Here is a 25800-nt window from a genome sequence, read left to right on the forward strand (position 1 = left end):
TAGTCTAATTGTAATTAATAGAACTAACAATGAATATGAAAGTCAATAAACTGCACATCGCTCTTTGGTTTTCCGTTATCCTGGCCGGATGCTCGTCAGGAGAGAATACATCATCGGAAAGTGCGAAGCACATTTCCCTTAATGTTAAAACAGAAGAAGTAATTCAATTTAAAGGAAGCCATACAGTTGGGTATTCCGGGGTTGTGGTGCCAAAGAAAAATACACCACTCAGTTTCTCGGTGCCGGGAACCGTTTCGAAAATAGCAGTAGAAGAAGGACAGCAGGTAAACAAAGGCCAGTTGCTGGCACAACTAAATCCATCGACTATGGAGAACACCTACCAGATGGCATTTCAAAAATTACAACAGGCACAGGATGCGTATAACCGGTTAATGCCGATGCATGAAAATGGTACCCTGTCTGAAATAAAATGGGTGGAGGTAGAAACAGGATTAAGTCAGGCAAAATCGGCTACAGCCATTGCAAAAAAAGGACTTGACGATACAAAACTATATGCTTTTACAGCGGGTGTGATAGGTAAAAAATCGATTCAGGAGGGAGAGAATGTATTTCCAAATATTACAGTTTTTGAATTATTCGACATCAGTAAAGTATATGTAAAAATTCCCGTACCAGAAGATGAGATCAGTTCGTTCAAAAAGGGAGATCAGGCCATCATTACTGTTGGAGCTATCTCTAAAACAATCACCGGTATTGTAAGAGAAATTGGTGTTTCGGCTGATATATTTTCACACTCCTATCCGGTAAGACTTGAAGTTGACAATTCTGATTTAGCCATTAAGCCGGGTATGGTTTGTACAGTCAACTTTGCAACCCAAAACAAGGCGACCGGTGTTCTTATCTCTAACAAAGCAATGCAGCAGGATTTACAAGGGACGCAGTTTGTATATGTGATAGAAAATAACACGGCTCAAAAGCGAGCGGTGAAAACCATTGCTTTAATCGACCAAAAAATTCTGGTCAGCGGAAATTTGAAAGAAGGTGATAAAATCATTGTGGCAGGGCAAGACAAACTTCGCCAGGGCTCACAGGTAAACATTATAAAATAGCATCATGACGACACATAAGTTTAATGTCATAGAATTGGCTATGAGGTATAAGCAAATAGCCATTACCATAACAAGTCTGTTGGTGTTGTTTGGTATATTTTCTCTTTGGGTAATGCCCCGAAATGAATTTCCTGAGTTCATCATTCGACAGGGATTGATCATCGGTGTATTTCCGGGGGCTACTTCCGAACAGGTGGAAGACCAATTAGCCACCAAAGTGGAAAGTTTTCTTTACGGTTTTAAAGAAGTAAACCGGGAGAAAACGTATTCCATATCCAGAGAAGGAATGTTGGTTGTGTTTGTGGAAGTAAACAACAACGTAAAAGACCCTGATGGCTTTTGGGATAAAATAAAATTCGGCCTCAGCGAATTAAAATTACAGTTGCCACCGCAGGTACTTGCGCTGATTGCCAACAATGATTTTGGCGATACAGCCGCTTTGCTACTTACCATACAATCAGAAAGCAAAACCTATAAAGAGCTGGAGAAAGAATTGAAAATTATCGAAACGGAATTGCGAAAAATAAAGGCCGTTTCTAAAGTAAAACACTACGGAATTCAACAGGAACAGATAGCCATTTATCTGGATAATGCTAAACTGGCTTATTACGGTGTGCGTCCTATTACGGTGCTTGCCGCCATGCAATTGGAGGGTGCTGTGTATTACGGTGGCGAACTCAATAATTCAGAATTGATTACACCGATACATATTCCAGCAAATTTCAAATCGGAAGAAGACATTAAAAACCAAATCGTGTATGCCGATCCTGCTGGTAACATCATCCGGATGAAAGATATTGCTACTGTAGTTAGAAAATATAAGGAACCTGACTCTTTCATAAAAAACAATGGGGCAAAAAGCTTGCTGGTGTCATTGGAAATGCAACCTGGCAACAACATTGTTGATTTTGGGAAACAGGTGGATCAATCCCTCGCTTCCATCCGGACTAAAATTTCTTCTGATGTAAATCTGGATAAGATTGCTGATATGCCAACAGCCGTAGATCGTTCCATTATTCATTTCCTGAAAGAATTTTTCATTGCTATTATCGCTGTGATCATCGTTACGATGTTGTTATTGCCTTTACGGGTAGCTGCGGTTGCCGGCGTAACGATCCCCATTACCATTTTTATAACCGTAGGCATTTTATATTTATTAGGTGTTGAACTACACACCGTTTCGCTTGCAGGATTAATCGTTGTATTAGGCATGGTGGTGGATAATGCCATTGTTGTTATTGATAGTCATGTAGAAAAATTAGATCATGGCGAAACGCCCTGGGATGCTGCCTGGAAAAGTGCGACAGAACTTTTTGTTCCGGTATTTTCTGCTACCCTTGCCATTATCGCTACCTATGTTCCTTTGGTATTTTTCTTATCTGGAATGACCGGTGATTTTGTTGGTTCTCTGCCTGTTACCATTGGTGTGGCCTTGTTTACGTCTATGCTGGTGGCCTACTTTCTGGTTCCTTACATGAGCTATGTATTTATCAAAAAAGGAGTCAGGAAAGGAGAAGCGGAAGAAGCAAAAGCCGATAAGAAGTCACTACTCGATTGGGTGCAACAGTTTTATAATAGCACACTCGAAAGTGCCTTCAGAGGACCAAAGCTGACCATGCTGGTAGGCTTACTCTCCATTTTATTAGGCGGAGCAATCATGGCACTGTTGCCACGACAGTTATTTCCAAAAGTGGAGAGGAATCAGTTTGCCGTAGAAATTTATCTACCGGAAGGATACACACTTGCCCAAACAGTTGCTGTTGCCGATAGTATGGAGGTATTGCTCATGAGTGATAGTCGGGTGGTTAATGTAGCCTCCTTCATGGGTACCAGCTCACCACGTTTCCACACTACCTACGCACCTAATTTCCCATCAAAAAATTATGCGCAGTTGGTAGTCAATACCATAACAGCCGACGATGCCGTGGCAATATTGGATGAATATGAAGCAAAACGCAATATTTTTCCAAATGCCTATGTGCGCATGAAACAATTGGATATGCTGAGCACAACCGCTCCGATTGAAGTACGGATTTCCGGTAACAACATTGATTCCATAAAAGCCATCGCTGAAAATGTAAAAAGTATAATGCAACAAAACGATGCTGTTATATGGGCGCGTACGGATTATCTTAATAAAAGGCAGGGTGTGCGTGTAGATGTGAATGATGAACTCGCCAACCGGTTAGGGTTGACCCGAGGACTAATCGCCTCTTCAATAGCATCTGGTTTCTCTGGGATACCTATAGGTACAGTTTGGGAAGGAGATTATCCGGTAGATGTGAAGGTCATTAATCCAATCGATAAAAGAGATGGTTTTGATGATATCGAAAATCAAAATGTAACATCCCTGTTTTTGAGTGCCACAGTTCCTGTGCGACAGGTAACTACCATAACCACCGACTGGAGCGAAGGGCAAATTATCCGCAGGAACGGTGTACGAACTATTACGGTGCGAGCGGATGTAAAAAGAGGGGTGCTACCTTATAAAATATTAGCTGAACTAAAGCCGGAACTCAAAAAAATAAAAACAGGTTCCGATGTTCAACTCACGTATGGCGGTGAGGAGGAAAGTGAATTGGAAAATTATACACCGCTGAGCAAAGCCATGCTGGCAGGCGTAATGTTGATTTATTTTATTTTGCTTTTCCAGTTTAAGCGATCGAGATTAGTCTTTTTAGTGATGCTGACCATGCCTTTAAGTTTTCTGGGTGCGGCTATGGGTTTAGTACTTACCGGTTATCCTTTTGGGCTTACCTCCTTCCTCGGAATAATGAGCCTTATGGGTATCGTCGTGCGCAATGGCATTATCCTGATTGATTATGCTGAAGAGCTCCGCAACAAGAACGGAATGTTATTGGCGGAAGCAGCGGTGGCTGCCGGTAAGCGTAGAATGCGCCCCATATTTCTCACTTCTTTTGCGGCTGCCGTTGGCGTGGTGCCGATGATTGTAAGTGGCTCATCTCTTTGGGGGCCTTTAGGTGCTGTAGTTTGCTTTGGACTGCTGATATCCATGATACTTACCTTGTATGTGCTGCCTGTGATGTATCATCAATCACTTAAGAAATCAATTGCTTAAAATTCTTTAGAATGAAAAAGATAATTATCATAGCTGCCACTTTATTTCTCATAACAGAAGGATACAGCCAGACAACGCTGAGCCTACAAGAAAGTAAAGACTTGGCGATTAAAAATAATGTACACATTAAAAACAGTGCATTGGAAATGGAGATGGCTCAGGAGGTAAAGAAAAATGCTTTTACCAACTACTTTCCTAAAGTAAGTGCAACAGCATTTGCTATGCGTGCGATGGACCCCATCATTAAATTCAATATGCCGGGAGGAAATTTGCCGGTATATGACGGCAATCCGGCTAACCTCGCAACGGCAACAGAGTTTGCTTATTTTCCAGGTTTAAACCTCCAGCTTTTAGATAGAGCAACGGTTGGATTACTCAATATAACCCAACCCATTTTTGTTGGTGGAAAAATCAGCAACGGAAATAAACTCGCCCAATTGGGAGTTGACGTAAAAGAGAAGCAACAACAATTAAGTTTAAATGAAACGCTATTAAAAACAGAACAACAATACTGGCAGATTGTAGTGCTTCAGGAAAAAGAAAAGACCATCGCACAATATGAAGCGTTGTTAAACGATGTAAGCAAGCAAGTAAAGGATGCCTTCAAATCAGGGTTAATTATTAAAAACGATGCGTTGAAAGTACAGATAAAGCAAAGTGAACTTAGAACCAATAAAAGCAAACTGCAAAGCGGCAAGCAGTTAGCGATTAGGCAGTTCTGTCAAACCATCGGTATAGTGTATGACTCAGCGCTGGTATTGCAGGAAGATTTGCAAAACATACAATTGCCAAACACTTATTACACCGATATCGAAGCTGCATTACCAAACCGGGCAGAATATCAGTTGTTGCAGCAATCGGTAAAAGCAGAGCAGTTACAAACTAAAATGAAAAGGGGCGATTATATGCCTCAGTTAGCTGTAGGTGCTGCTGGTTATTCCTTCAACAGCTATTACGAAGGAACTAATACTACTACCAATGGTTTGGTTTATGGCACAGTGTCTATACCCATTTCCGATTGGTGGGGAGGCTCGCACGCCATCAAGGAACATAAAATCAAGGAACAAATTGCCGAGAACACTTTCAATGATACCAAAGGTTTATTAAAGCTTCAGATGGAAAAAGCCTGGACTGATGTAAACGAATCTTATCGTCAAATTATAATGATGGAAGAAACTGTAAAGCAAACCGATGAGAATCTGAAAGTAATGCAGACCAGTTATAACAGTGGTGTTGTCACCCTTTCGGACTTACTGGAAGCACAAGCACTGCAAACAGAAACTGCTGATAAATTGATTGAAGCCAAAACTCAATATCAACTGGCAATATCAACCTATTTACAAGTTACCGGTACCAGTAGAGAGGTTAAGAACATGCGTTAAAGCAATGCTATTTGTACTCAAAAGTAGAAATGGCTAACCATCTGGATTAAATGATAGAATAGAAATTAATGAATGAATTTTAAAAGATGAAAAGGAAAGTATCATTAGTATTATCAAGTGGCGGCTCAAGAGGGCTGGCTCATATTGGTGCTATTAATGAATTGGAGAAACAAGGGTTTGAAATATCCTCTATTTCGGGATCTTCTATAGGCGCTGTTATTGGCGGACTCCACGCGATGGGTAAATTACCCGAATACACCGATTGGGTAAAAACAATAAACCGACAGGTAATCTGGGGACTTTTGGATTTTGCTTTGTCAACCTCCGGGTTACTGAAAGGGGATAAAGTATTTGACAAAATGAAAACAATTATCCCCGACATGAACATTGAGGAGATGCGTATTCCTTTTGCGGCTGTAGCTACTGATCTGCTGAACGAACGCGAAATGATTTTTAAATCGGGTAGTTTTTATGAGGCCATTCGGGCATCGGTAGCAATTCCAACCGTTTTTATACCGGTTATGTATAAGAACTTATTGCTGGTAGACGGGGGGGTGTTAAATCCGGTTCCCATTGAGTATGTAGAACGTAAACAGGATTACATTCTTGTTGTGGTAAATCTATACGGAGATAAAAAAAATGAATTAAACAAAAATGTTTTGCCAAATAACAATTCGAACGATAACCAGCTTAATGGCCTCATGAAAAATATGGCCAAACTGGTTTCATCAGGAGATAAAGGAAGTTTAGGTTATTATTCTATGTTAACCACAACCACTGCTGCTATGATACATAAAATTGCCAGGCAGCATATTGAAAGGTACAAACCGGATATCTTAATCAATATCCCTAATGATTCGGCCAATACCTTCGACTTTCATAAAGCAGATGAACTGATAAAAATAGGGGAAATGGTTGCCAGTGAACAAATAACAAAGTATAGAATATTATAATTATTAAGAGATGGGAAGCTATTCTAAACTCCGTAAAATTATTCATGTTTTTCATCTCTATGGGATCAATTTATTGGGAAAAAGAAAATATGACAACTTCTATCAAGAGCTAAAAATGGATAAGGTTTTTGTATTAGGGCTAATCTTCGAGTTGGAACTTGTTACCAAAAATCAACTTAATGATGAAGATGCGTATTCAGCCCAGGTTCCAGCTTATATTATAGAAAAATTGATTAAATAATTAAAACACATTGACATGAGTGCACAAAAGAAATACAAAATGTATGAAAATCCGATAATGGAATTTCTATCGATCGAGTGTGTAATCTTAACTCTGTCTAAAGCTTTGAATTTTAAGATAGAGCAGTATGAAAGAACAAGAATCAGCATTCAAGAAAAAAGTATTAAAACAGTTTTTATCAGGTGACAACCTGTTCCGAAAGGACGGAGCCTTAGCGCCGATACTCAAAGAGTTTTTGGAAGAGGCGCTCCACGCAGAGATGGAAGAGCATCTTCGGGATGAAGAAAATGGTTGGTCATCGGGCAACAAGCGAAACGGCACGGGCAACAAGATTGTCAAGAGTAACCTGGGAGAAGTAACGATCGAGACCCCACAGGACCGAAAAAGTGGCTTTGAGCCTAAAATAGTGAAAAAAAGGCAGCGCATATTAGCCGACAGTCTGGAAGACCAGATCCGCCCTGTATGGCATGGGAGGCAGTATGTGGGATATATCAGCCCATATCCGGGAGATGTATATACAGAGGTCTCCACCGAAGTGATCAGCGGGATTACAGACCGGGTGGTCCCAAAGGTGAAAGAATGGCAGAGCCGTCCTTTAGAGGATGTATATTGTATCGTATGGCTTGATGCGATGCACTTCAAGGTGCGGGAAGATGGTAAGGTGAGGCATAAGGCCCTGTACAATGTTTTGGGTATCAACAAATAAGGGAAGAAAGAGCTGTTGGGCATGTTTCTTTCTGAAAGTGAGGGGGCCAACTTCTGGCTCCAGGTCCTAAGTGACCTGCAGCACCGTGGGGTAAAGGATATCCTGATCGCCTGTACAGATAACCTGACGGGATTCCCTGAAGCAATCCATTCTATTTTCCCTAAGGCTGAGGTACAGCTCTGTATCGTCCACCAGATCCGCAACAGCCTGAAGTATGTAGCTAGTAAGGAGCAGAAGGAGCTTGCCGCTGACCTGAAACTTATCTATGGGGCAGATACCAAAGACGGGGCAGAGTCTGCCCTGTTGGACCTGGAAGAAAAGTGGGGGAAGAAATACCCTGTGGTGGTCCGTTCATGGAACAGCAACTGGGAACGTCTTAGTGCCTATTTTGCCTATACCAAACCCAACAGAAAGATCATTTATACCACCAACGCGGTTGAAGGCTATCACCGGCAGGTTAGGAAAGTCACCAAAATAAAAGGGGCTTTCACAAGTGATATGGCACTGCTGAAACTGGTGTATCTTGCTGCAAAGAGGATCGAACGGAAATGGACGGCCCCTATCCATAACTGGGGGTTGACAGTCCAACAGTTTGCCATTAGATTTGAGGGGAGGTTAGTTTTGGACGCGGAATAAAATAATTATTTAGTTCCCTTCTCTTGGGTTACCCCAAGAGAAGGGAAGGACAGAGTTCGGCTAACACTCCCCTCCCACATTGTATAAACGTAATTAGGGCTGAAGTGCTTGATTAGCCTTTTTCTACAAATTAATTTTTTACATGTGCGTGTCTTTGTTCAAAAAACCGTATTAAAATCAAGCAAAACGTAAAGTCTTTCATAAGAAACAAAGCCATCCTTTCAGGTGGCTTTAATTGTGCAAAAAGGAGTAACCTTTTCCTAAATCCCATAATGCTTAGCAACCGCCGTCAGAATCATATCTCTCATTGAAGCCTTGGTTTCCCTACCTATCTCATATTTTAACTTATCGAACATATCAGTTGGAATCCGGAGTGAGTAGATTTTCACATCTTCTGTGTCAAACTCTTTGCTTGATGATTTTTCTTTTTGTTGTATCTCAGATTCAGGGTTGATCAGCATTCCGAGACCTCTTTGTTTTGCGCCAAGGTTTTTGTTTCCCTTGCTAGGATCGTTCAGTTTCTTCGCCATATTTTTATCAGTTTAACTTGCTTAAAATTTCATCGACCAGCAGTTCATAATCCTTAGCTCCGTTCGAGTCTGGTGCATAGTCAAATATGCTTTGTCCCTGCAGCTGTGCTTCGGCCAATGCTACGTTGATTCGGATTTTGGTGTCGAACACTTTATCCTGGAGATCCTCGGTGAGTTTCTCCACAATGGTTTTGGTCAGGATTCGGTTTGGGTTGATTTGGGTAATAAACACTCCACCGATTTCCAATTTATCGTTTAGGTTGTCCCGGACTTCTTTCACTATGCCCAAAAGCCGGTCCACTCCTTTGTAAGCAAAGTACTCTCCTTGTAATGGTAGCAAAATGGTGTCACTCGCTACCATGGCATTGACGGTCAATAACCCAACCGAAGGAGGGCAGTCAATGATGATGTAGTCGTATTCTGAGCGGATAGGCTTTAGGAGTTTATGGAGGATTTGCTCTCTTCCAATTTTGGATACAATCTCCATTTCAGCTCCCAACAGATCGATGGAGGAGGGAACCAAGTCCAGGTTTTCGGAGACATTAAGGATCGGTAACTTTTTATTCTCCCGAATGGAATCATAAACAGATAATTCAGGATCACCTTTTCCCAGTCCCTCAGTCAGGTTTGCTTGGGAATCGATATCCAACAACAAAACTTTGAAACCTTTTTTGGCAAGCCCAGCACCGATGTTTATGGAGGAGGTGGTTTTACCAGTTCCTCCCTTGTGATTCATGATGGAGATTGTTTTCATGGCTCTTTGGTTTTAACTAAAGATATGAAAACATTTTTCCATAAAAAAGTATTTATATAAATATGTATTTACTTTTGATTAATTCTGGTTTCCAAGTTCTCGATGATCAGGTTCTTTGATCGCACCAATTCACTGTATGAGTTATTCTCAGCAGCTAGGCGTTTCACTTCATTTTGAAGTCTTTCGATTTCTGCTTGGAGCCGGTCAAAAAAGTTTTGCTCGCTCCCTAGTTTGTCCGAGTCCATTTCACTATCCTCGATGGTGGTAATAAACATTTCTCCCTCACCCGTAGCTAACCAACTTAGGTTGATGTTATGTTCTCGCTTTAGGAGGATCTTAATCTTTCCAGAAACGTTGTTCTTGCCTCGTTCTATGTCTGAATATCCTGCCTGAGTCAAGCCCAAAGAAGCCCCGAAATCTGCTTGGGTTTCTTTTAAGAATTTCCGGATGATTTTTAGGCGTTGATTTTCAGTCATTTATGAGTGATTCTTATTTTTAAACGATAAATTTTTTTAATAATATAGCAAAACCATATATTTTTAAAAATAGATATATTCAAAAGGAATTATCCGTTGGTCTTTTCGGATTGTTCGATTGGGATGATCTTCCAGACCTTTTCATTAGTTGATATCTTAAGTTCAGAGCCTAAATCAAGAAAGTGTTATCTGTGAAATTGAATATAGTCCTTTTTCTGTTTTGCAGATCATAACTTGATCCTCTAAGGCAAATATATACATACAAATGTATTTTGTGAGGCAATTATTGGTTTTCTGAATATATACATATCTGTATATCTATATATAGATATGTACAGATATAGGAATATTTCGATGTCTTTTTTCAAGTGATAAAAGCATCATTCTGGTTTTGAAAAATGGGCTTGATTTAATCTCAGGCCATGAATTTTAGCACCTTTTTTTCCTCGCGGGAAAGTGGTGGGTTTGAGGAATGTTGAAGAAATATCTTTGCTTTTTTCAGCATGTAAAATTGAAAGAGCGTGTTGAGGAACCTTTTGCGTGTTCCTTGCAAGTTGTGTATTTGTGACACAAATTCTGCCGAATTTTTTTCACAAACACGCACTTGCCATTCCGATGTTTCTTTGCTGAATCATTCAAAATGGAGGGATTTAACCTCGCAACTCGGTAAAATTTAAATTGACTGAACCATGAGAAAATTCATTGAACAGGATCGAGAAAAAGTCATTACTATTTTAGTGAATTCTTTTGAAGGCAATAAATCGGTTGATTTTGTGGTTGGTAATTCGGCCACTTCCAGGAGAATTTTGATGGAGTACAGTTTGGCAAACTGTCTGGAAAACGGAGAGGTGTATATCTCCGAAAGTGGAAAATCATGCGTCTTGATCAAGTATTCTAACCGAAAGCGAAAGTCTTTTAATCTATGGATTTGGGACTTAAAACTGGCTCTCCAGGGAATTGGAATTTCAAAAATTTCGAAGGTGCTCAAAAGGGAATCAAGCATCGAAAGGGTCCAACCAAATGAGCCATTTCTTTACGTTTGGTTTATCGGTGTAGAGCCAGAGAACCAAGGTAAAGGAGAAGGATCTATGCTTCTCAAATCTGTACTCGAGTTGGCGAAGAAAAAGAACCTACCTGTCTGCCTGGAAACTTCCACCGAGCGAAATTTCAGATGGTATGAGAATTTCGGATTCTCAGTTTATGCATCTTCCGATGAATTTGGTTTTCCATTTTACTTCTACAAAAAGGATTTGCTATGACAGTGTTTGGAACTGACATGCATCTGGCGACATTTATTTTTGTCGTGTGCGAGGTGCTATTTTTTGTTTCTCAGTTGGTTTTATATCTCCAAAATCCTGCTGAAAAGAATCGACAATACTATTTGATCCTTTTGGGATTGTTGATCATCTACAATATTGCAGGTGGCTTGTTCCCAGATCCAGAGCTCCCTATTTCATTGAATCTTCAGATCAACTTGGCTTATGGAACCGGGTTTGTAATGGGAGCATATTTTCCATACTATTTTTATCGGGTTTTCGAACTGGATGATTTGAGGTGGAATGCGCGAATTGGGGTCTGGATATTCTTAATAGCTCCATTCCTGCTTTTCTTTTGTATTGGGCTTCCATTACTGGGTGATCTTCCCGCAACCATTTGGTATGGATTGGCGATCCCTTTGGTTTATGCGATTTATCTGATCGTGATCATTTTTCTGAGTATTAGAAAGAAATTTGAGGGGTCTCAAAATTCACTGGAAGCAATTTTGACTTATTCTGCGGCGGTGCCTTGGGTATTGCTGCCAGTTTTTAGCTATGTCGATGCTTCCCAATTTGTGGAAGTAATTTGCACAAATGGTGGCTTTATCATCATTACTTTTTTGTTTATCCGAAAGATGATCTTCGAAAACAGAAAGGTATTTGCAAAAATCAATGATACCGACCAGAGGCCACCGATTGATCCCAGTACTTTTTTCGGCCAACGATGTGCTGAATTGGGCTTTACCAAGCGAGAGTGCGAAGTGGTTGAGAAAGTAGCCCAAGGACTTACTAGCAAAGAAATCGCAGAAGTACTTTTTATTTCAGAAAGAACAGTCAACAAACACCTTCAGACGATTTTTAAAAAGGCGGACAGCAAAAACCGAGTTGAGCTGATCAACGCCCTAAACTCCTATTCATAAAACAGATTTTAAGGGACGAACCCATTGATTAAGCATATCTGCGTATAGGCGATTTTCTATACGCAGATATGCCTATTTATCGCATTTACGCAGTTCTAGGTATTTTTTTTCGCCTAGAGAATCCAATTCTTTACCCCCATCAACATGTAGCCATGAAGGAGAAAAGAGAAAATCTCTCTTGGGTATCTGTCAGGTTAAAGCCGGATGTTTTTACCCGATTGAAGGAGGAAAGTAGGTCCCTTGGTGTGTCTTTGAGTCACTTGATCAGAATGAAGCTTAGCTCTGAAACGATCAAGATCATTGACACCAAGGGAATCCTAAATGCAATTGATAAGGTGGTTGCCGAACAGGCTAGGGTTAACAATAATATCAACCAGTTGGCCAAGCATGCCAATACGTATCGAGACAAAATTTCCCCGGAGATTTTTCTGAATCACACCAAACAGATGGCCAAGCATCTTGAGCATAGGGACTTCATGAACAAGTTTTTGAAACAGATTTATCAGGCAATCAAATGAGAGTTAAAATCCTTTCCAGCGCAAGTTCATTTAATGGGGTGACCTACAACACGAACAAAACCCAAAATGAAAAGGGAGAGCTGACTAGGCTCCGGAATTTTGGGTATTTGCAGGACACCAAGGATGTGGGGCCGAATGAGGTGAAAAATTACCTGATAACTCATTCGAACAGAAATGCACTCGTCAAGGACAAGCAGTTTCATGCCATGATCAGCTGCAAGGGCAGGGAGTATTCCAAAGAAGAGCTGACAGAAATCGCCCATGAATGGATAGATAAAATGGGCTATGGGAATAACCCTTTCCTGATCGTTTTTCACAAGGATACGGCAAATAACCACGTTCATATTGTGTCATCGAGAATTGATCGGGATGGCAAAAAGATCAGTGATTCATTTGAGAAGCTAAGGGCACAAGAAGCAATCAATGAGATCATGAGACTCAATCCCAAGCATGAAGCAGTGAAAGCTGCGGATAGCTTGATGGAGTTTCGCTTCAGTACCAAAGCCCAAGGATTCTTAATCCTCGAAAACTTGGGATTCAAGGTGAGGGAAAAAGGTGAGCAGATAGAATTGATCAAATATGGTTCAGTTCAAGGTCAGATTCCTGTTTCAGAATTCAACCAAAAGATCCAATCCTATCAATTGGATAAGGATCGAGCAAAACAGCTGAAAGCGATTTTGGATAGATATTCCAAGGTCTACCAAACTAAGCTCACTTGTCTATTTGAACCTAAACCCGGCGGTAAAAAAGGAAACCAAACCGGGTATCGATCGGATCTAGGTGATTTTATACGGGATAAATTTGGGGTTCAGCTCGTATTCCATGGCAAAGATGGAAAAAGGCCTTATGGTTATTCCCTGATTGACCATGCCAATAAGATCATTTTTAAAGGCATTGAAGTATTCCCAATCCAGCGATTTTTTGAACAGGAAGGTGAACGTAAATCCTATCAATCCCAGAAACCGAACAAGGATAAGCCGATCGATTTGATCGAGGCAAAAGTAAGGCTCCAATCTGCTCTCAATGATTTCTCGACAGTTCGGCAAGGCTTGGAACACCACGCTTTGAAGTTGGAGAATAGAGATGGGAATTCTTACCTGAAAACAGCCCAAGGAGATATCGCTGCCAGTGACATTCTTTCTGCCGAGCAGCAGCTGGCATTAAGTCAATACTTCCAAGATAGCGAAGCCCATAGAGCCATACAGAGTCAAGAGATTTTTGACCTGGTTCTTGTACTCCAAATCGCCAATGACATCGATGATGAAGCTGTGCACGGTAGGAAAAGAAGCAAAAAGCGCAAGGGAGACAATGAAATCACTAGATAAAAAGATAGCCATGATCATTCTATTCGCAAACCAAAAAGGTGGAGTGGGAAAAAGTACGCTCGCGGTGCTGTTTTCAAATTTTGCCGTCCAGAAAAGGAAAAGAAAGGTGAAAGTCTTTGATATGGACTTTCAACAGTCACTTTACAACAAGTATCTCAATTCGGACCTCTTAGAAAATGAGAAGTTGTATGAAGTTGAGCTATCGAATATTCCAGGATTCAAGTCTATCCAGAAAAGAGCTGCTCAAGATCCTAAAATTCTCACCGTGATTGATCTTGCTGGGAGAATGGATGACGACAACCTGGTGCCGGTACTCAAGGAGTCTGAATTGATCATCTGCCCTTTTTGCTACGATGAATACAGCGTCACCAGCACGTTTGAATTTTGCTACGTGGTCAAAAAGGTGAATCCTGAAAGCCGGATTATCCTAATCCCCAACAGAGTCAAAACATCAGTCAAATACGAAACCTTGGAGAGCGTCAATCAGGCACTTGGCCAGTTTGGTGAATTGACCTCCCCGGTATCGGATCGGATAGACTTCCAAAGACTCACTACCTCCTACACTCCGGAATCGCTTGTGCCTATCCTGGATCCCATTTTCAACAAATTATTTGATGACCATATAGAAGCAGATTAGCCATGGCAAACGGGGACTACATAAGCAAACTTGTCCAAGGAGTAAGGTCAGAATTGGTATTGCCTGAACCTGAGGTAAAGCCTTTGGTAAAGTCTAAAAGTAATGAGACTGACAAGATCGGAAGCCAAGGAATCCATGAGCTGATAGAGGCCATCAAGAATTTTGAAGTAAACGGAGATTCCAAAAGGCTGATTCGGATGGACGCTCGAACGGAGGAAGTACTGAAGCTAATCAGTCCCACTTTTGGAGTGGACGTGACCTCCTTCGTGAATTTCCTGTGCTGGGACTTTCTGGAAAATAATCCAGAACTGGTCAATGAAATCAAACAATCCATACAAAAACTATAGCCATGAGCTGGACAGACTTCTTTCTATACCTATCCCTTTTCTATGTGGTGTACTATGCGGTAAATGTCGTCTTCGATGTTTTGCGCAAACCACAACTTTCAGAAGTGTCGGCAGGGAATGCCTACACATTCCAGACGGACCTCAATGAGTTTGATGAAAGTCCAACGGTGATTGAGGATAATGACCCGGTGCCTGATCCTGTGAAGCCCAAGACAGAATCTGCTTCCCAGACGGAAGTATGGGTCAACAGCGAGGAGGATTCAGAAGATATCGAATTTGAAATCAATGATCCCAGCCCAGTCAAATCTACAGGAGGGGTGACTACGCTCAATTCCCTCTTTGTACTCGCCAAGGAAGGCAGTATTGAAATGAAAAAGAAAGTCGTGTTCTCATGAAGCTCCTTCATCGGCTATTCCTATGTGCTCTCCTTTCCCTCTTATTCTTTTTGTCGGGATCGGAGACTTATGGCCAATCCCCTCCGGGAGTTTCAAAATTTCAGGAGGTCGAGACCGATATGAAAAGTTTCTATGTCGCTATTTCCAGACTCTCATTTGTCGTGGGCGCAGTCTCAGGATTGCTTGGCGGTCTTCGGGTTTACAACAACTGGCAAATGGGAAGACATCAGATCGATGTTCAGGTCATCAGTTGGTTCGGAGCCTGCCTATTCTTGGCCACTATTGGCTTTTTTCTCAGCGGACTGTATGCTGTCCCACTGATTTGACACCCCAAAAAAAGCAAAATCAACAGTCAATATTTTCTCACTTAAACTATAAACACCATGTTCAACAGAACCAAAAAAATGATCTCAAGCGCATTGTTTGTGATGCTTGCAACTACAGCCGCCAGAGCCCAAGGTGTTCAGGGAATTGTCGCAGCAGAATCGTCTCTACTCGCCTATGTGGATCCCGTAGCCAGTCTCTGTCTTGTTATTGGGGCGGTAGTAGGGCTGATAGGAGGCGTAAGAGTTTACATCAAATGGAATTCCGGTGATCAAGACATCAATAAAGAATTGATGGGATGGGGCGGCTCCTGCCTGTTTTTGGTCTTGGTCAGTGTGATCATCAAAGCGTTTTTCGGTGTCTGATGGCTAAGCAATTTCCGATATATAAGGGGCTTCAGAAGCCTCTTATATATCGGGGCTTTCAGGGAAAATACATCGGATGGGGAGTCGCTTCTTTAGTTATCGCGGTCGTCTCAGGAGGATTAATCGGAAGCTTAACCAGTATGGTTTTAGGTGGGGTGATTACCCTATCAGTCATGACTACCGGACTTTTCATCACCTCTCAGCAACAGAAAAAAGGCCTGCATAGCAAAACAAGGTATAAAGGGGTATTTCAGATCGCTACATCCTTAAAATCAAAGTAATCATGTTTGGGAAAAAAAGGAATGAATTTAAGCTTCCCTATCTGGGGATTGAAGATCAGATCCATGGTTTTCATTGTCTATTCAATCTGAAGGGTGACTATGGTGTCATCCTTGGATTGGACAATCCTGTCCTGCAATATTCAGCGGATTCTTCCAAGTACGATTCCTTTCATCAGCTATACACCAACCTGATCAAAATACTTGGTGAAGGGCATCTGATCCAAAAGCAGGACATTTTTTCCAGAAAGACCTACAGCGAAAAATCCTCAAAAGAATACCTACAGCAAAAGTATGATGACCATTTCCAGGGGCGGCCCTATACTTCAATGAAGACATTTTTGGTGATTACCAAACGGGTAAAAGGCAGATACAGTCAAAAGTCAGTAATGGACTTTATTCAGACACTGGGAAAGGTGACCGACCTTTTTGAACGTGCAGGAATCAAGACAGAGGCACTCTCAAGAATTGAGACTGACCGATATGTGAAACGGATTCTCAGCATGAACTTCCACGAGGAAAAGATTGTGCTGGACAACCTGCTTGCTGAAGAAAGCCAAGTGGAAAGCGGAGAAAGAGCTTTTCGGTCGATCACTTTGGTAGATACCGACAAAGTAGAACTACCGGAAAAGGTGACCACCCATTTGGAGCGTAACGATAAGGATAGCCTCAAAGGGTTTCCTGTTGATAATATGGCCTTCCTTTTCGATGTCCCTAATTTCCAAACCATAGTTTATAACCAGGTCATTGAAATTATTGAGCAGAGATCAACGCTTACCAAGCTTGAATTGAAGCGAAAGCGGCATTCCGGGATACCCGATCCAGCCAATAATATCTGTGTGGAAGATATCGACAGGCTATTGGAAGACGTGGCCAGACATAACCAGCTTTTGGTCAATTGCCACTTCAATGTGGTTGTTTCTGCCAAGAAGGAGCACATCCAAGGAGCTTGTAATTATGTGGAATCCTCCCTTTTCCAACAGGGCATTGTGGCCAATAAAAATTCCTATAACCAACTGGAGCTTTTCAGGACACTGCTTCCCTGCAATACCGCTGAGTTGAAAGTTTACGATTACTTCCTGACCACATCGGATGCTGCATTATGTTTTTTCTTGAAGGAGTCACTGAACAAGGATGAGATAAGTGGATTCCAAATCCGATTTACGGATCGACAGGGAATCCCTTTGAAGATTGATCCCGCTGATTTGCCGATGCAAACCAATCGGATCAACAATCGAAACAAGTTTGTACTGGGGCCTTCCGGTTCGGGGAAATCATTCTTTATGAATGCCCTGATCGAGCAGTATTGCATGTGGAATAAGCGGCCCAATCCTAAGTGGCTGATGGATGTAGTCATTGTCGATACCGGCCACTCGTATTCCGGACTTTGCCAATACTACCAAGGGAAATACATCACTTACACCGAGGAAAAGCCAATAACCACCAACCCTTTTTCCATTACTGAAGAAGAGTACAACATCGAGAAGAAAGACTATCTCCTGACCCTGATTTCCCTCTTGTGGAAGACAGCGGAAGGAACAGTCTCTCAGGTTGAAGCCGATGTTATTTCCAATACGATCTCGGCCTACTATTCCTCTTTTTTCTCCAAGGAAAGCACTATCGATCGGCTTTGCTTCAACAGCTTTTATGAATTCGCCCTGGAGAAAATCCCAGAAATCAAAGAGCGTGAAAGCATTGGATTTGAACTTGAAGAATTCCGCTTTGTACTCAAGAAGTTTTACAAGGGAGGTGAGTTTGAAAACCTACTCAATGAGGAAGTTGACCAGTCCTTGTTTACCGAATCTTTTGTGGTTTTTGAAATTGACAGCATCAAAGAGCACAAGGTGCTTTTCCCGATTGTGACACTCATTATCATGGATGTTTTCATCCAGAAAATGAGGTTCCGAACCAAATACCGGAAGGCACTCATCATCGAAGAAGCTTGGAAGGCCATAGCCTCCCCGCTCATGGCAGGCTACATTCTATACCTCTATAAAACAGTCCGAAAATTCTGGGGGGAAGCCATAGTGGTAACCCAAGAGCTGGGAGATATCATCGGAAATGCGGTAGTCAAAGACAGTATTATCAATAATTCGGATACGATCTGTCTTTTGGATCAGACAAAATTCAAAGACAATTATTCTCAAATCGCCTCCCTGCTTTCCATCAATGAAAATGAAAGGAAAAAGATCTTCACGATCAATCAGCTGGATAATCATGAGGGCAGGGGAAGATTCAAGGAAGTATATATCCGAAGAGGATCTGCCGGTGAGGTGTATGGGGTGGAAGTTTCCTTGTACCAATACCTGACCTATACCACGGAAAAGCCAGAAAAATCAGCCATCGAAATCTATATCCAAGCCTTTAGAGGGTACCAAATGGGACTGGACGCTTTTGTCGAGGATTTTAAGGCTTCTGAGCTTTCACTCCATGAGTTTTTTGGAGAGGTCAACAAGCAAGGGGCCCCGGTAAGAGAAACACTAACTGCCACTTTTTAACCATTACAAAGATGAAAAGCTTGAACATACTGGTATTTCTGATCCTCTCGGGATCTGCCTTAGGGCAAACTATCTATGTGGATCCAGCGGTAGCAGGAGCAACGGCGGCACATTCTGCGGTCATCAATTCTCAGCTGAATGCCACTAATGAACGATTGACTTTGATTGAACGGGGACAGCTGGCGATTACCGGAAACCTGACCATTGTCAATACGATGCAGGACAAAATCTACAAAGGACTTTCTGAGGTCAGTTCGATTTTGACCAACCTTTCCAATGTGCAGGAAATCGCTCGAATAGCCACCGGGATTTCAAGTGACCTTAGCCAGGTGATGGACTTAGCCGGAGAGAATCCCGCTTTACTCCTGTTTGCCGAACGGAATGCTACCCTATTTCAGCAAAGGGCAACTTCTTTGGCCTTGGAGGTCAGTTCATTTGTGTTGAAGGGAGGAGAAAACAATCTCATGGATGCAGGTGAGCGGTCAAAACTGATCAATCAGATTTTGACTGAGATGGTCATCCTGCGATCCTACTCTTATGGCATGTATCGAGCCATGTATTTTGCTCAGATGAAAGGATTTGTGAGGGCTCTAAATCCTTTTCAAGGGTACATCAACGTAGATATCCAGCTTGCGCAGGATATAGCCAGAAAAGCCAAAACCCTCCAACCATGAAATCTTTTTGGCTTTTACCCTTCGTTTTTTTGGCAACCCTTGGGATGAGTTTTGCTCAAACCAATGTGGCCCTTCTCCACCAGCTAGTCGAGGAATCCAAGTCTGAATATAACCTTCAAAAAGAGGCAAAAGGAAATCAGGGAAGGAACTCGGTCAACGAGGAGGTCAATACCAATTTGGTCAAGTCTGTAAAGGAGAAATACCGAGCCGTCCAGGACCGATTTGCCAAACTCTCCATTGTCATCGATGCTTTTGGAATTGGTGCTGCGGCTGAGCCCTTGGTCAATTCCATTATTGATAACCAGCAGCAAATCGTTTTCTACTGTAGCCAAAATCCGGAATTAGTACTTTTTGCGGTAGAGTCGGAACGGGTTTTCGTCGAAAGATCCTATTCACTTTTGAATTATCTCTTTGGCCTTTCGGCAAGTATCGGAGTGGTCAACCAGATGAAAGTTTCGGAAAGAAGAATCCTTTTCCAACATATTCTGGACGAGCTGAGGGAGATCAACGGACTTTCCTACACCGTTTCCAAATCACTTCAGCACTATCTCGAAAGGAAGAGAGGAATCAATCCTTACCTACAGTATGTAGCAACGGAAATGGCCTTGGTAGAAGAAATCATTCAAAACGCCAAAACCCTAATCCGATGAAAAATCTCCTTTTTCTTTTCATGTGTTTCGTGGCTGTTGAATCTTATCCCCAGACCGTGGTATTTGACAAAGAGCATTTTTCGATAGTCAATGCCAACGCTGCTGTACGAAATGTCAGTGAAATAGGGTATCACCAAACTTTGGATATCATCAGGCAAAACACTGATGATATCATTCTCAATTCATCCAGCCTGGCACTGGTTCAAACCATGATTGTCAACTCCCTCACCCAAATCAATGAAGGGTTCAAGGATGCAATACAGGTAAGGATGATAGCTGAGACTGTCTTGGATATCAGTTCCATTTCCGCAGAGGCATTCCAGTTGGCTGGCGATAATCCCATCCTTTTTCTTTTTGTCGAAGAGTACACGGGCCAGGCAAAAACCAGAAGTCTCAACCTGGCTACGGAAGTTTCATCACTTATTCTCAAAGAGGGCGATAATCTACTGATGAATTACAATGTCCGGGACGAGCTTCTTGATTCGGTACAGGAGGAATTACAGGTAATTCTTGCTTTGGTACTAGCTGCAAAAAACAGCATCTACTGGGCCAAGACCAATGGGATAATCCGATCCCTCAATCCTTACCAAGCCTATATCAATCGTGATTTAGGATTGATCAATGAAATCATCATCAAACAGAAAATCCTTACCCGATGAAGCCGACTCTCTCATTTTTGATCCTTTTTTCTGTTTGTATTCACAGCTACGGACAGACTCCAATCCATGATAAAGCGATTGTCGCTCAGCAGGAACGGATGGTCTATAAGCAGTGGGATGAGGATAAATTCTATCCTGAACCCAATAGACTGCTCGGAATCCCAACGAATCCGATTTGGTATATCACCTGGGGCTTGCACCCCAATTACCCGGATCTGGACCGAAGGCCATTATCTCCAAGGGGAGAACAGACTCAAAGGCTGGGATTGGCAGCGGCCATGCAGATTTCTTCTAACTACTACAAGCAGCACTCAGATACGGTCAAAAACTTGGCAACGGCTGAAATGGCTCGCATTTCAGGAGCTTTTTCAGCGACAGATCCTCTTTATCAATTCTACTATAAGCGAGAGCTCAGGCCTCTGGAAAATCCTGAAGCCACTGCTTTTCAGGGTGTTCCTGCGGAAGTAATCCATTACATGACTGATCATGGGGCTTACCAATGGTACTTAAACAACATGGCTTCGCTTTCGGAGCGATATGAATTTGCAAAGAGCCTGGATATGGAAAGAGGACAACGGATTCTGATGTATCACAGAATCATGCTTGAAATGAGAGATATCCTTAAAAAGTGGCAATACAAGCTGGACATGTCTTCCAATATGCTTGCCTTCCGAAAGCTGAACCAGCGGAAAATCAGCGGAGAGATTACCCTTTCAAATCCAAAAAGCGAGGAGGATAGAGCCAAGAAAATTGCTAACCAAACCCAAGTCCTAAAATGCCCATGAGAAAGGCTCATCACGCATGGTTATGGCTATCTAGGGCATTCCATGTGGCCATTGAAAATCAATTAATAATCACATGAAATGAAGAAGCTGATCACAGGACTATCTATTCTCCTTGGCTTGTCAATCCCCGGATTTGCTCAATCGGCCAACCATGACCAGTACAAGGAGACCATAAGCTATTTGCAGGGAAACAGCATTTACGACAGGGGAGTGATGACCTTCTTTGAAGAAATGAGGGATTATGGCTTTGCTCATTCCGACCCTTTCATGAGAGATGCTCAGACCTTGGCCTGTATTTTCATGCTGATTTTTTTTAGTCTCAAATGCTACGAAATGATGGCAGGGGATAAGAAGCTTGAAATTATGCCCCTTTTAAGACCTTTTGCGTTGGTGATTCTTTTGATGTGGTGGCCAATTTTCTGCCAGATCATAGCTTTTCCTACCGATTTGATCGCTGCCAAAACAGAAGCGCTTTTCGGGATCCAAAATGACACCAATAATGCTTTGCGACTTGACCGGGCGGCCTACATGATCGAGATGGCCGATCAGCTGGTGGAATATCAGGCAGTGACCGAGATGGCATCGGAACAGGCGCAAGAATCCGATAAAGATTTGGGGATGGTGATTGTGGATGGGGTAAAAGGATTTTTCTCCGATCAGATTCTAGCTCCTATTGTCCAAATGAGGATTAGGATGCAAACCAGCCTTCAACTGCTCGCTACCCAAATCATCGAATTGGTGGCCATATGGATTCTAAGGGTGTGTGTCTATATCATTTTCATGTTGCAGATCATCTATTCGACGGTGTTGGTGATACTTGGGCCATTTTCAGTGGTGGTGAGTATTCTTCCAGCCTTTCGGGATGCGTTCACTACCTGGATAGCAAGGTTTGTCTCCGTCAACCTTTATGTAGGAGTGGCATATTTGATTCTCTACATAACAGGAAGGCTCCAACAATATGCTTTGGAGGTAGAGATTGACAAGTACGAGTATTTGCTTTCAACCGGTGGTGGAGCAGATCGGCTTGAAAAAATGGCTTGGCTGGCATCCAATGGCTTTTTGAGTTTCGGGCTGGTGATTGTAGCATTTTTTGTCAGCGCAATTGCCATCACTACCGTGCCCTCGATTTCCACTTGGATCATTTCCACTTCAGGAATTTCCTCAGCAGCAACCACCGCCGGAAGGATGGGATCTTCCGCTTCAAAATCAATTTCAAGAGCTAAACTAATCTAACCATGATCATCCAAAACATTGAATCGAAAATCAGATTGGCAACGGTTCTTTCCCTTGGGAGCCTGATTACCTCAATCATTATCTGCGGCTTTGTTTCGGTTTACGCCTATAAACAGGTAGCCAACGCAAGGCAGTCCATTTATATCCTGGACAATGATATACCCATTTTGGCCAAGCAGGCCAATATGCAAATGAATAGGCCCGCTGAGTACAAAGCAGCCGTGGACTTATTTCATAGCCTTTTTTTCAACCTGACTCCCGACGATAAGCACATCGAATACCAAATGAGTCGGGCTATGTACTTCGTGGATGAGACAGGAGTCGGTCAATACAATAACCTGAAAGAAAAGGGCTACTTCAATTCCATTCTCTCCTCAAGTTCTGTGCTTTCTATCCAGACGGATTCGATTATCCTTGTTCAGAACAGGTTCCGGTATTACGGCAAGCAAAAGATAGATCGAAGAAGTGCCACGATCACCCGATCGATTATCACCGAAGGTGAATTAATAGATATCCCGAGAAGTGAGAATAACAGCCATGGGGTATTGATCACGAATTGGAAAACCATCGAAAATAAAGACCTGAGCAATGTTTCGAAAAACACCTTCTAAGGATCGGGAAACCACCATTTTCCAAGAACTTAAAAATGAGCTTTTTCCTCACATGGCAGGGGTTAATGGCCATTTGAAGGGGTTGATGGATCGTCATGCCAAAATCATTTTTTGTGTCATGCTTCTTCTCATCGTAGCCTCTTTCATACTGACCTTTTTTGTGCTGAATCCTAACCCGGAGAATCAGGCTGAACATATCAAAAAAGAACTGAAGGCCATTCCGGGAGAACTGTCAGGGGAATTTTCAGCATTACAGGATTTGACCCTGAGAGCTGCGAAAATGGCGGAGTTAAAGTCTGAGATAGAACGGATTATCGACAAGGATTCCATTTCAAAGTCGGATTCCGCATACCTGGAAAAAGCAATTGAGAAACTGCAATATTTTAACAACCACTCCCATGAAAATTGACTTCAAACGACCTAAATACATCCTGCCGATTATCATGCTTCCGTTTTTGTGTTTGCTGTTTTACGGGTATAAATCCTTCAGCAAAGACGGTCCGGATGAGCCTATTCAGGGACTCAGTGGGATTCAATCTGAGATCGGCAAAGTGTCGGAACAGATCCAGAAAAAACCGCTTGATTCCAAACTGGATGCTTCAAGAGAAACCTATAAAAGAGCAAATGATGGATACACGGCTATCAAAGGCTTGGAACTCGAGGTGGAAGAATCCAGCCAAATCAAAACACTTTATAACGAGGAGGAAAAACGGCTGCTGGATTCCATAGACAACGCTTTAAAAAGTGCAGGGCTGTACTCGGGAAAACCCGATGCTGGCAATTCGATTCCATCTGTTTTGCCAAAACCTTCCAGACAGCAAAGCTTTTCCAAGGAAGATGAAGAATTGCTGAATGCCATTAATCAATTGGAAGGGAAAAAGACCCAAGTTCCTACTAACAGATATGAGGATCCCATGGAGCTATTCAAAGCGCAGATGGCTGTGATAGACTCCATTTCCAAAGCGAATGATCCTGCTTATCAAGAGCTACAGCAAAAAGAAAAGGAGAGTCAACCCGAACCAAAAGAGGCCGAAAACGCAGTTTATCGGGTTCAGAAGTCAGAGGGGGCAGCGACCTTATTCAATACCGTCACCAGAGAAAAAAAGGGAAAGTTCATCGAGGCAATCATTGACCAGGATATTAAGAGCGGTACTCTTGGAGCCCGATTGAGAATCCGACTTTTGGACGATATCCTGATCGGCAATGCTATGGTGAGAAGAGGAACTTACCTCTATGCCTTGATTTCCGGATATGAGGCTCAGCGAGTGAGGCTGACCATTTCTTCGGTCATGATCAATGATCAAATCTTCCCGATTAAGCTCTCTATCTATGATGTGGATGGGATGGAGGGGCTGTATGTTCCGGCCAGTGCCTTCCGGGAATTTTCCAAAGAACTAGGAGGAAATACCACCGGGGGCATGAATCTGACCATGCAGCAAAACTCAGATGCCTTGAGCCAATTGTACATGTCTGCACTCCAACGAATGTTCACCTCAACTTCCCAGGCTGTTTCCAAATCCATCAAAAAGAACAAGGCCAATATCAAGTATGGGACTTCAGTCTATCTGATTGATACCAACGAATTGCAGGAAAACGGAAAAATGATCCAAAACCAAAACTGACCTATCATGAGACAAAAGATTATAACCTTTATCCTTTGGGCGATATCCATTTCGGGCTATGCCCAGCAAAACGGAACGCTGCTGAAAAGCCAACTTCCCAAGATCTACATCGACGAGGAAATCTCGCTACACTTTCTTTCTCCCGAACCTATCCAATACGTGGATATCTCGACCGACAATATGATCGGTGATATTCCTTTGGAGAGTGTATTTCGGGTAAAAGCAATCCGAGACAGTGTGTCTAACCTCAATGGATACAATAAGTCTTTGGGGGTGGTCACTATTGTCGGGCAGAAGTTCATCGCACAGTACGATTTATGGTATGCCCATGATGAGCGACAGCTGAAGACTCAGATCGAAATTCTTCCTAGTCATACCAGTCCTTTGGAGGTCGGTAAAATCCCCTTGAGCGACCAAGAGCTTCGGTATTTCTCCATAGAAGCATTTAAAAGGAAGACGAAGGATCATATTACCAAAAGTAGTCAGTACGGAGTAACCGGTCAGGTGAACAGTATCTACACGGTGGACGATTACATCTTTTTGGACATCTCCTTTATCAACAAGACCAATCTCAAATTTGATCTGGACCAACTGAGATTTAAGATCGAGGACAAGCGAATCACTAAAACAACCAATGTCCAATCCATTGAGATAGAGCCGGAATACCAGCTTTTTACTCCGGAAAGCTTTGAGAAGAAATACCGTAATATCTACGTGTTCAAAAAGTTCACCTTCCCCAATTCCAAGGTGTTCACCATCGAGCTTTCGGAATCCCAAATCAGTGGAAGGACGCTTTCCTTGGAGATCAAGTACGCGGACCTTTTGGCAGCAGACACGCTATGAAATTCAACAAAAGATGATTTTTCCCCTCAATAA

General features: G+C 42.3%; 28 protein-coding genes and 1 pseudogene. 26 read left to right on the plus strand and 3 right to left on the minus strand.

The features are described from left to right. Positions 1–29 precede the first annotated feature (29 nt). From QOL76_RS07500 to QOL76_RS07525, 6 genes and pseudogenes are all read left to right on the plus strand, one after another. Positions 30–1070, plus strand: coding sequence for an efflux RND transporter periplasmic adaptor subunit (locus QOL76_RS07500; protein ID WP_014773263.1), 1041 nt, complete (start codon positions 30–32; stop codon positions 1068–1070). Positions 1071–1074: 4 nt separating this feature from the next. Then, positions 1075–4149, plus strand: a complete 3075-nt coding sequence (locus QOL76_RS07505) for an efflux RND transporter permease subunit (RefSeq protein WP_014773264.1) — start codon at positions 1075–1077, stop codon at positions 4147–4149. A gap of 11 nt (positions 4150–4160) precedes the next feature. Continuing rightward, positions 4161–5531, plus strand: coding sequence for a TolC family protein (locus tag QOL76_RS07510; protein ID WP_014773265.1), 1371 nt, complete (start codon positions 4161–4163; stop codon positions 5529–5531). Between the two features lie 86 nt (positions 5532–5617). Further along, positions 5618–6484 carry a patatin-like phospholipase family protein gene (locus QOL76_RS07515; protein WP_014773266.1) on the plus strand — a complete coding sequence of 289 codons (867 nt, stop codon included), beginning with the start codon at positions 5618–5620 and terminating at the stop codon, positions 6482–6484. Between the two features lie 10 nt (positions 6485–6494). Next, positions 6495–6725, plus strand: a complete 231-nt coding sequence (locus QOL76_RS07520; RefSeq protein ID WP_014773267.1) for a hypothetical protein — start codon at positions 6495–6497, stop codon at positions 6723–6725. Between the two features lie 127 nt (positions 6726–6852). Further along, positions 6853–8067 (plus strand): annotated as a pseudogene (locus QOL76_RS07525) (IS256 family transposase). Between the two features lie 260 nt (positions 8068–8327). Here the strand turns inward: QOL76_RS07525 and QOL76_RS07530 are convergent. From QOL76_RS07530 to QOL76_RS07540, 3 genes are all read right to left on the minus strand, one after another. Next, positions 8328–8597, minus strand: a complete 270-nt coding sequence (locus QOL76_RS07530) for a hypothetical protein (protein WP_014773269.1) — start codon at positions 8595–8597, stop codon at positions 8328–8330. 7 nt (positions 8598–8604) lie between these two features. After that, positions 8605–9351, minus strand: coding sequence for a ParA family protein (locus QOL76_RS07535; RefSeq protein ID WP_103923800.1), 747 nt, complete (start codon positions 9349–9351; stop codon positions 8605–8607). 68 nt (positions 9352–9419) lie between these two features. Further along, positions 9420–9827, minus strand: a complete 408-nt coding sequence (locus QOL76_RS07540) for a helix-turn-helix domain-containing protein (protein WP_103923801.1) — start codon at positions 9825–9827, stop codon at positions 9420–9422. 689 nt (positions 9828–10516) lie between these two features. On the opposite strand from QOL76_RS07540, the gene QOL76_RS07545 reads away from it, so the two are divergent. The 20 genes from QOL76_RS07545 (at position 10517) to traN (ending at position 25767) form a co-directional block, all read left to right on the plus strand. Then, positions 10517–11086, plus strand: a complete 570-nt coding sequence (locus QOL76_RS07545; RefSeq protein WP_103923802.1) for a GNAT family N-acetyltransferase — start codon at positions 10517–10519, stop codon at positions 11084–11086. Then, positions 11083–12003 (plus strand): helix-turn-helix domain-containing protein, encoded by a 921-nt coding sequence (locus QOL76_RS07550; RefSeq protein WP_103923803.1) that lies wholly within the window; start codon positions 11083–11085, stop codon positions 12001–12003. The genes QOL76_RS07545 and QOL76_RS07550 overlap by 4 nt, the downstream gene beginning before the upstream one ends. A 152-nt stretch (positions 12004–12155) precedes the next feature. Continuing rightward, on the plus strand, positions 12156–12521 hold the full coding sequence (locus QOL76_RS07555; RefSeq protein WP_103923804.1) for a plasmid mobilization protein: 366 nt from the start codon (positions 12156–12158) through the stop codon (positions 12519–12521). Further along, positions 12518–13846 (plus strand): relaxase/mobilization nuclease domain-containing protein, encoded by a 1329-nt coding sequence (locus QOL76_RS07560; protein ID WP_103923805.1) that lies wholly within the window; start codon positions 12518–12520, stop codon positions 13844–13846. Before QOL76_RS07555 ends, QOL76_RS07560 begins: the two co-directional genes overlap by 4 nt. 10 nt (positions 13847–13856) lie before the next feature. Further along, the gene (locus QOL76_RS07565) at positions 13857–14483 is read left to right on the plus strand and encodes a ParA family protein (RefSeq protein ID WP_103923948.1); all 627 of its coding nucleotides are present in this window, start codon (positions 13857–13859) and stop codon (positions 14481–14483) included. Positions 14484–14485: 2 nt separating this feature from the next. Continuing rightward, complete coding sequence (locus QOL76_RS07570; protein WP_103923806.1) at positions 14486–14830, plus strand: hypothetical protein; 345 nt, start codon at positions 14486–14488, stop codon at positions 14828–14830. Between the two features lie 2 nt (positions 14831–14832). Next, on the plus strand, positions 14833–15225 hold the full coding sequence (locus tag QOL76_RS07575) for a hypothetical protein (RefSeq protein ID WP_103923807.1): 393 nt from the start codon (positions 14833–14835) through the stop codon (positions 15223–15225). Next, positions 15222–15551: a DUF4134 family protein gene (locus QOL76_RS07580; RefSeq protein WP_103923808.1), complete on the plus strand. Its 330-nt coding sequence runs from the start codon at positions 15222–15224 to the stop codon at positions 15549–15551. The genes QOL76_RS07575 and QOL76_RS07580 overlap by 4 nt, the downstream gene beginning before the upstream one ends. 57 nt (positions 15552–15608) lie before the next feature. Next, the gene (locus QOL76_RS07585) at positions 15609–15914 is read left to right on the plus strand and encodes a DUF4134 domain-containing protein (RefSeq protein WP_103923809.1); all 306 of its coding nucleotides are present in this window, start codon (positions 15609–15611) and stop codon (positions 15912–15914) included. Beyond that, positions 15914–16195 carry a DUF4133 domain-containing protein gene (locus QOL76_RS07590; RefSeq protein WP_077353341.1) on the plus strand — a complete coding sequence of 94 codons (282 nt, stop codon included), beginning with the start codon at positions 15914–15916 and terminating at the stop codon, positions 16193–16195. Before QOL76_RS07585 ends, QOL76_RS07590 begins: the two co-directional genes overlap by 1 nt. Positions 16196–16197: 2 nt before the next feature. Then, entirely contained in the window at positions 16198–18690 is a 2493-nt protein-coding gene (locus tag QOL76_RS07595) for a TraG family conjugative transposon ATPase (protein WP_103923810.1), read from the plus strand. Positions 18691–18701: 11 nt separating this feature from the next. Beyond that, positions 18702–19364 (plus strand): hypothetical protein, encoded by a 663-nt coding sequence (locus QOL76_RS07600; RefSeq protein WP_103923811.1) that lies wholly within the window; start codon positions 18702–18704, stop codon positions 19362–19364. Further along, positions 19361–20014, plus strand: coding sequence for a hypothetical protein (locus tag QOL76_RS07605; RefSeq protein ID WP_103923812.1), 654 nt, complete (start codon positions 19361–19363; stop codon positions 20012–20014). Before QOL76_RS07600 ends, QOL76_RS07605 begins: the two co-directional genes overlap by 4 nt. After that, a complete protein-coding gene (locus QOL76_RS07610; protein ID WP_103923813.1) occupies positions 20011–20673 on the plus strand; it encodes a hypothetical protein in 663 nt (220 codons plus the stop codon). Before QOL76_RS07605 ends, QOL76_RS07610 begins: the two co-directional genes overlap by 4 nt. Next, on the plus strand, positions 20670–21458 hold the full coding sequence (locus QOL76_RS07615) for a hypothetical protein (protein WP_103923814.1): 789 nt from the start codon (positions 20670–20672) through the stop codon (positions 21456–21458). The genes QOL76_RS07610 and QOL76_RS07615 overlap by 4 nt, the downstream gene beginning before the upstream one ends. A 78-nt stretch (positions 21459–21536) precedes the next feature. Next, complete coding sequence (locus QOL76_RS07620; RefSeq protein ID WP_103923815.1) at positions 21537–22691, plus strand: TraJ family protein; 1155 nt, start codon at positions 21537–21539, stop codon at positions 22689–22691. A 2-nt stretch (positions 22692–22693) separates the two neighbouring features. Then, positions 22694–23302 carry a conjugative transposon protein TraK gene (gene traK, locus QOL76_RS07625; protein WP_103923816.1) on the plus strand — a complete coding sequence of 203 codons (609 nt, stop codon included), beginning with the start codon at positions 22694–22696 and terminating at the stop codon, positions 23300–23302. After that, the gene (locus QOL76_RS07630; protein WP_103923817.1) at positions 23280–23711 is read left to right on the plus strand and encodes a hypothetical protein; all 432 of its coding nucleotides are present in this window, start codon (positions 23280–23282) and stop codon (positions 23709–23711) included. Before traK ends, QOL76_RS07630 begins: the two co-directional genes overlap by 23 nt. Then, complete coding sequence (traM, locus tag QOL76_RS07635) at positions 23701–24924, plus strand: conjugative transposon protein TraM (protein ID WP_283412396.1); 1224 nt, start codon at positions 23701–23703, stop codon at positions 24922–24924. Before QOL76_RS07630 ends, traM begins: the two co-directional genes overlap by 11 nt. Positions 24925–24930: 6 nt before the next feature. Then, entirely contained in the window at positions 24931–25767 is an 837-nt protein-coding gene (traN, locus tag QOL76_RS07640) for a conjugative transposon protein TraN (protein WP_283412397.1), read from the plus strand. The last annotated feature ends 33 nt before the right edge of the window (positions 25768–25800 follow it).

Origin of the sequence: Algoriphagus winogradskyi, assembly GCF_900182815.1 — a bacterium.
GTDB classification, from domain to species: domain Bacteria; phylum Bacteroidota; class Bacteroidia; order Cytophagales; family Cyclobacteriaceae; genus Algoriphagus; species Algoriphagus winogradskyi.

Excerpts from the sequence above, each read along its gene's own strand:
- QOL76_RS07500 (WP_014773263.1), top strand. The coding sequence starts at position 30 with ATGAATATGAAAGTCAATAAACTGCACATCGCTCTTTGGTTTTCCGTT.
- QOL76_RS07505 (WP_014773264.1), top strand. The coding sequence starts at position 1,075 with ATGACGACACATAAGTTTAATGTCATAGAATTGGCTATGAGGTATAAG.
- QOL76_RS07510 (WP_014773265.1), top strand. The coding sequence starts at position 4,161 with ATGAAAAAGATAATTATCATAGCTGCCACTTTATTTCTCATAACAGAA.
- QOL76_RS07515 (WP_014773266.1), top strand. The coding sequence starts at position 5,618 with ATGAAAAGGAAAGTATCATTAGTATTATCAAGTGGCGGCTCAAGAGGG.
- QOL76_RS07520 (WP_014773267.1), top strand. The coding sequence starts at position 6,495 with ATGGGAAGCTATTCTAAACTCCGTAAAATTATTCATGTTTTTCATCTC.
- QOL76_RS07530 (WP_014773269.1), bottom strand. The coding sequence starts at position 8,597 with ATGGCGAAGAAACTGAACGATCCTAGCAAGGGAAACAAAAACCTTGGC.
- QOL76_RS07535 (WP_103923800.1), bottom strand. The coding sequence starts at position 9,351 with ATGAAAACAATCTCCATCATGAATCACAAGGGAGGAACTGGTAAAACC.
- QOL76_RS07540 (WP_103923801.1), bottom strand. The coding sequence starts at position 9,827 with ATGACTGAAAATCAACGCCTAAAAATCATCCGGAAATTCTTAAAAGAA.
- QOL76_RS07545 (WP_103923802.1), top strand. The coding sequence starts at position 10,517 with ATGAGAAAATTCATTGAACAGGATCGAGAAAAAGTCATTACTATTTTA.
- QOL76_RS07550 (WP_103923803.1), top strand. The coding sequence starts at position 11,083 with ATGACAGTGTTTGGAACTGACATGCATCTGGCGACATTTATTTTTGTC.
- QOL76_RS07555 (WP_103923804.1), top strand. The coding sequence starts at position 12,156 with ATGAAGGAGAAAAGAGAAAATCTCTCTTGGGTATCTGTCAGGTTAAAG.
- QOL76_RS07560 (WP_103923805.1), top strand. The coding sequence starts at position 12,518 with ATGAGAGTTAAAATCCTTTCCAGCGCAAGTTCATTTAATGGGGTGACC.
- QOL76_RS07565 (WP_103923948.1), top strand. The coding sequence starts at position 13,857 with ATGATCATTCTATTCGCAAACCAAAAAGGTGGAGTGGGAAAAAGTACG.
- QOL76_RS07570 (WP_103923806.1), top strand. The coding sequence starts at position 14,486 with ATGGCAAACGGGGACTACATAAGCAAACTTGTCCAAGGAGTAAGGTCA.
- QOL76_RS07575 (WP_103923807.1), top strand. The coding sequence starts at position 14,833 with ATGAGCTGGACAGACTTCTTTCTATACCTATCCCTTTTCTATGTGGTG.
- QOL76_RS07580 (WP_103923808.1), top strand. The coding sequence starts at position 15,222 with ATGAAGCTCCTTCATCGGCTATTCCTATGTGCTCTCCTTTCCCTCTTA.
- QOL76_RS07585 (WP_103923809.1), top strand. The coding sequence starts at position 15,609 with ATGTTCAACAGAACCAAAAAAATGATCTCAAGCGCATTGTTTGTGATG.
- QOL76_RS07590 (WP_077353341.1), top strand. The coding sequence starts at position 15,914 with ATGGCTAAGCAATTTCCGATATATAAGGGGCTTCAGAAGCCTCTTATA.
- QOL76_RS07595 (WP_103923810.1), top strand. The coding sequence starts at position 16,198 with ATGTTTGGGAAAAAAAGGAATGAATTTAAGCTTCCCTATCTGGGGATT.
- QOL76_RS07600 (WP_103923811.1), top strand. The coding sequence starts at position 18,702 with ATGAAAAGCTTGAACATACTGGTATTTCTGATCCTCTCGGGATCTGCC.
- QOL76_RS07605 (WP_103923812.1), top strand. The coding sequence starts at position 19,361 with ATGAAATCTTTTTGGCTTTTACCCTTCGTTTTTTTGGCAACCCTTGGG.
- QOL76_RS07610 (WP_103923813.1), top strand. The coding sequence starts at position 20,011 with ATGAAAAATCTCCTTTTTCTTTTCATGTGTTTCGTGGCTGTTGAATCT.
- QOL76_RS07615 (WP_103923814.1), top strand. The coding sequence starts at position 20,670 with ATGAAGCCGACTCTCTCATTTTTGATCCTTTTTTCTGTTTGTATTCAC.
- QOL76_RS07620 (WP_103923815.1), top strand. The coding sequence starts at position 21,537 with ATGAAGAAGCTGATCACAGGACTATCTATTCTCCTTGGCTTGTCAATC.
- traK (WP_103923816.1), top strand. The coding sequence starts at position 22,694 with ATGATCATCCAAAACATTGAATCGAAAATCAGATTGGCAACGGTTCTT.
- QOL76_RS07630 (WP_103923817.1), top strand. The coding sequence starts at position 23,280 with ATGTTTCGAAAAACACCTTCTAAGGATCGGGAAACCACCATTTTCCAA.
- traM (WP_283412396.1), top strand. The coding sequence starts at position 23,701 with ATGAAAATTGACTTCAAACGACCTAAATACATCCTGCCGATTATCATG.
- traN (WP_283412397.1), top strand. The coding sequence starts at position 24,931 with ATGAGACAAAAGATTATAACCTTTATCCTTTGGGCGATATCCATTTCG.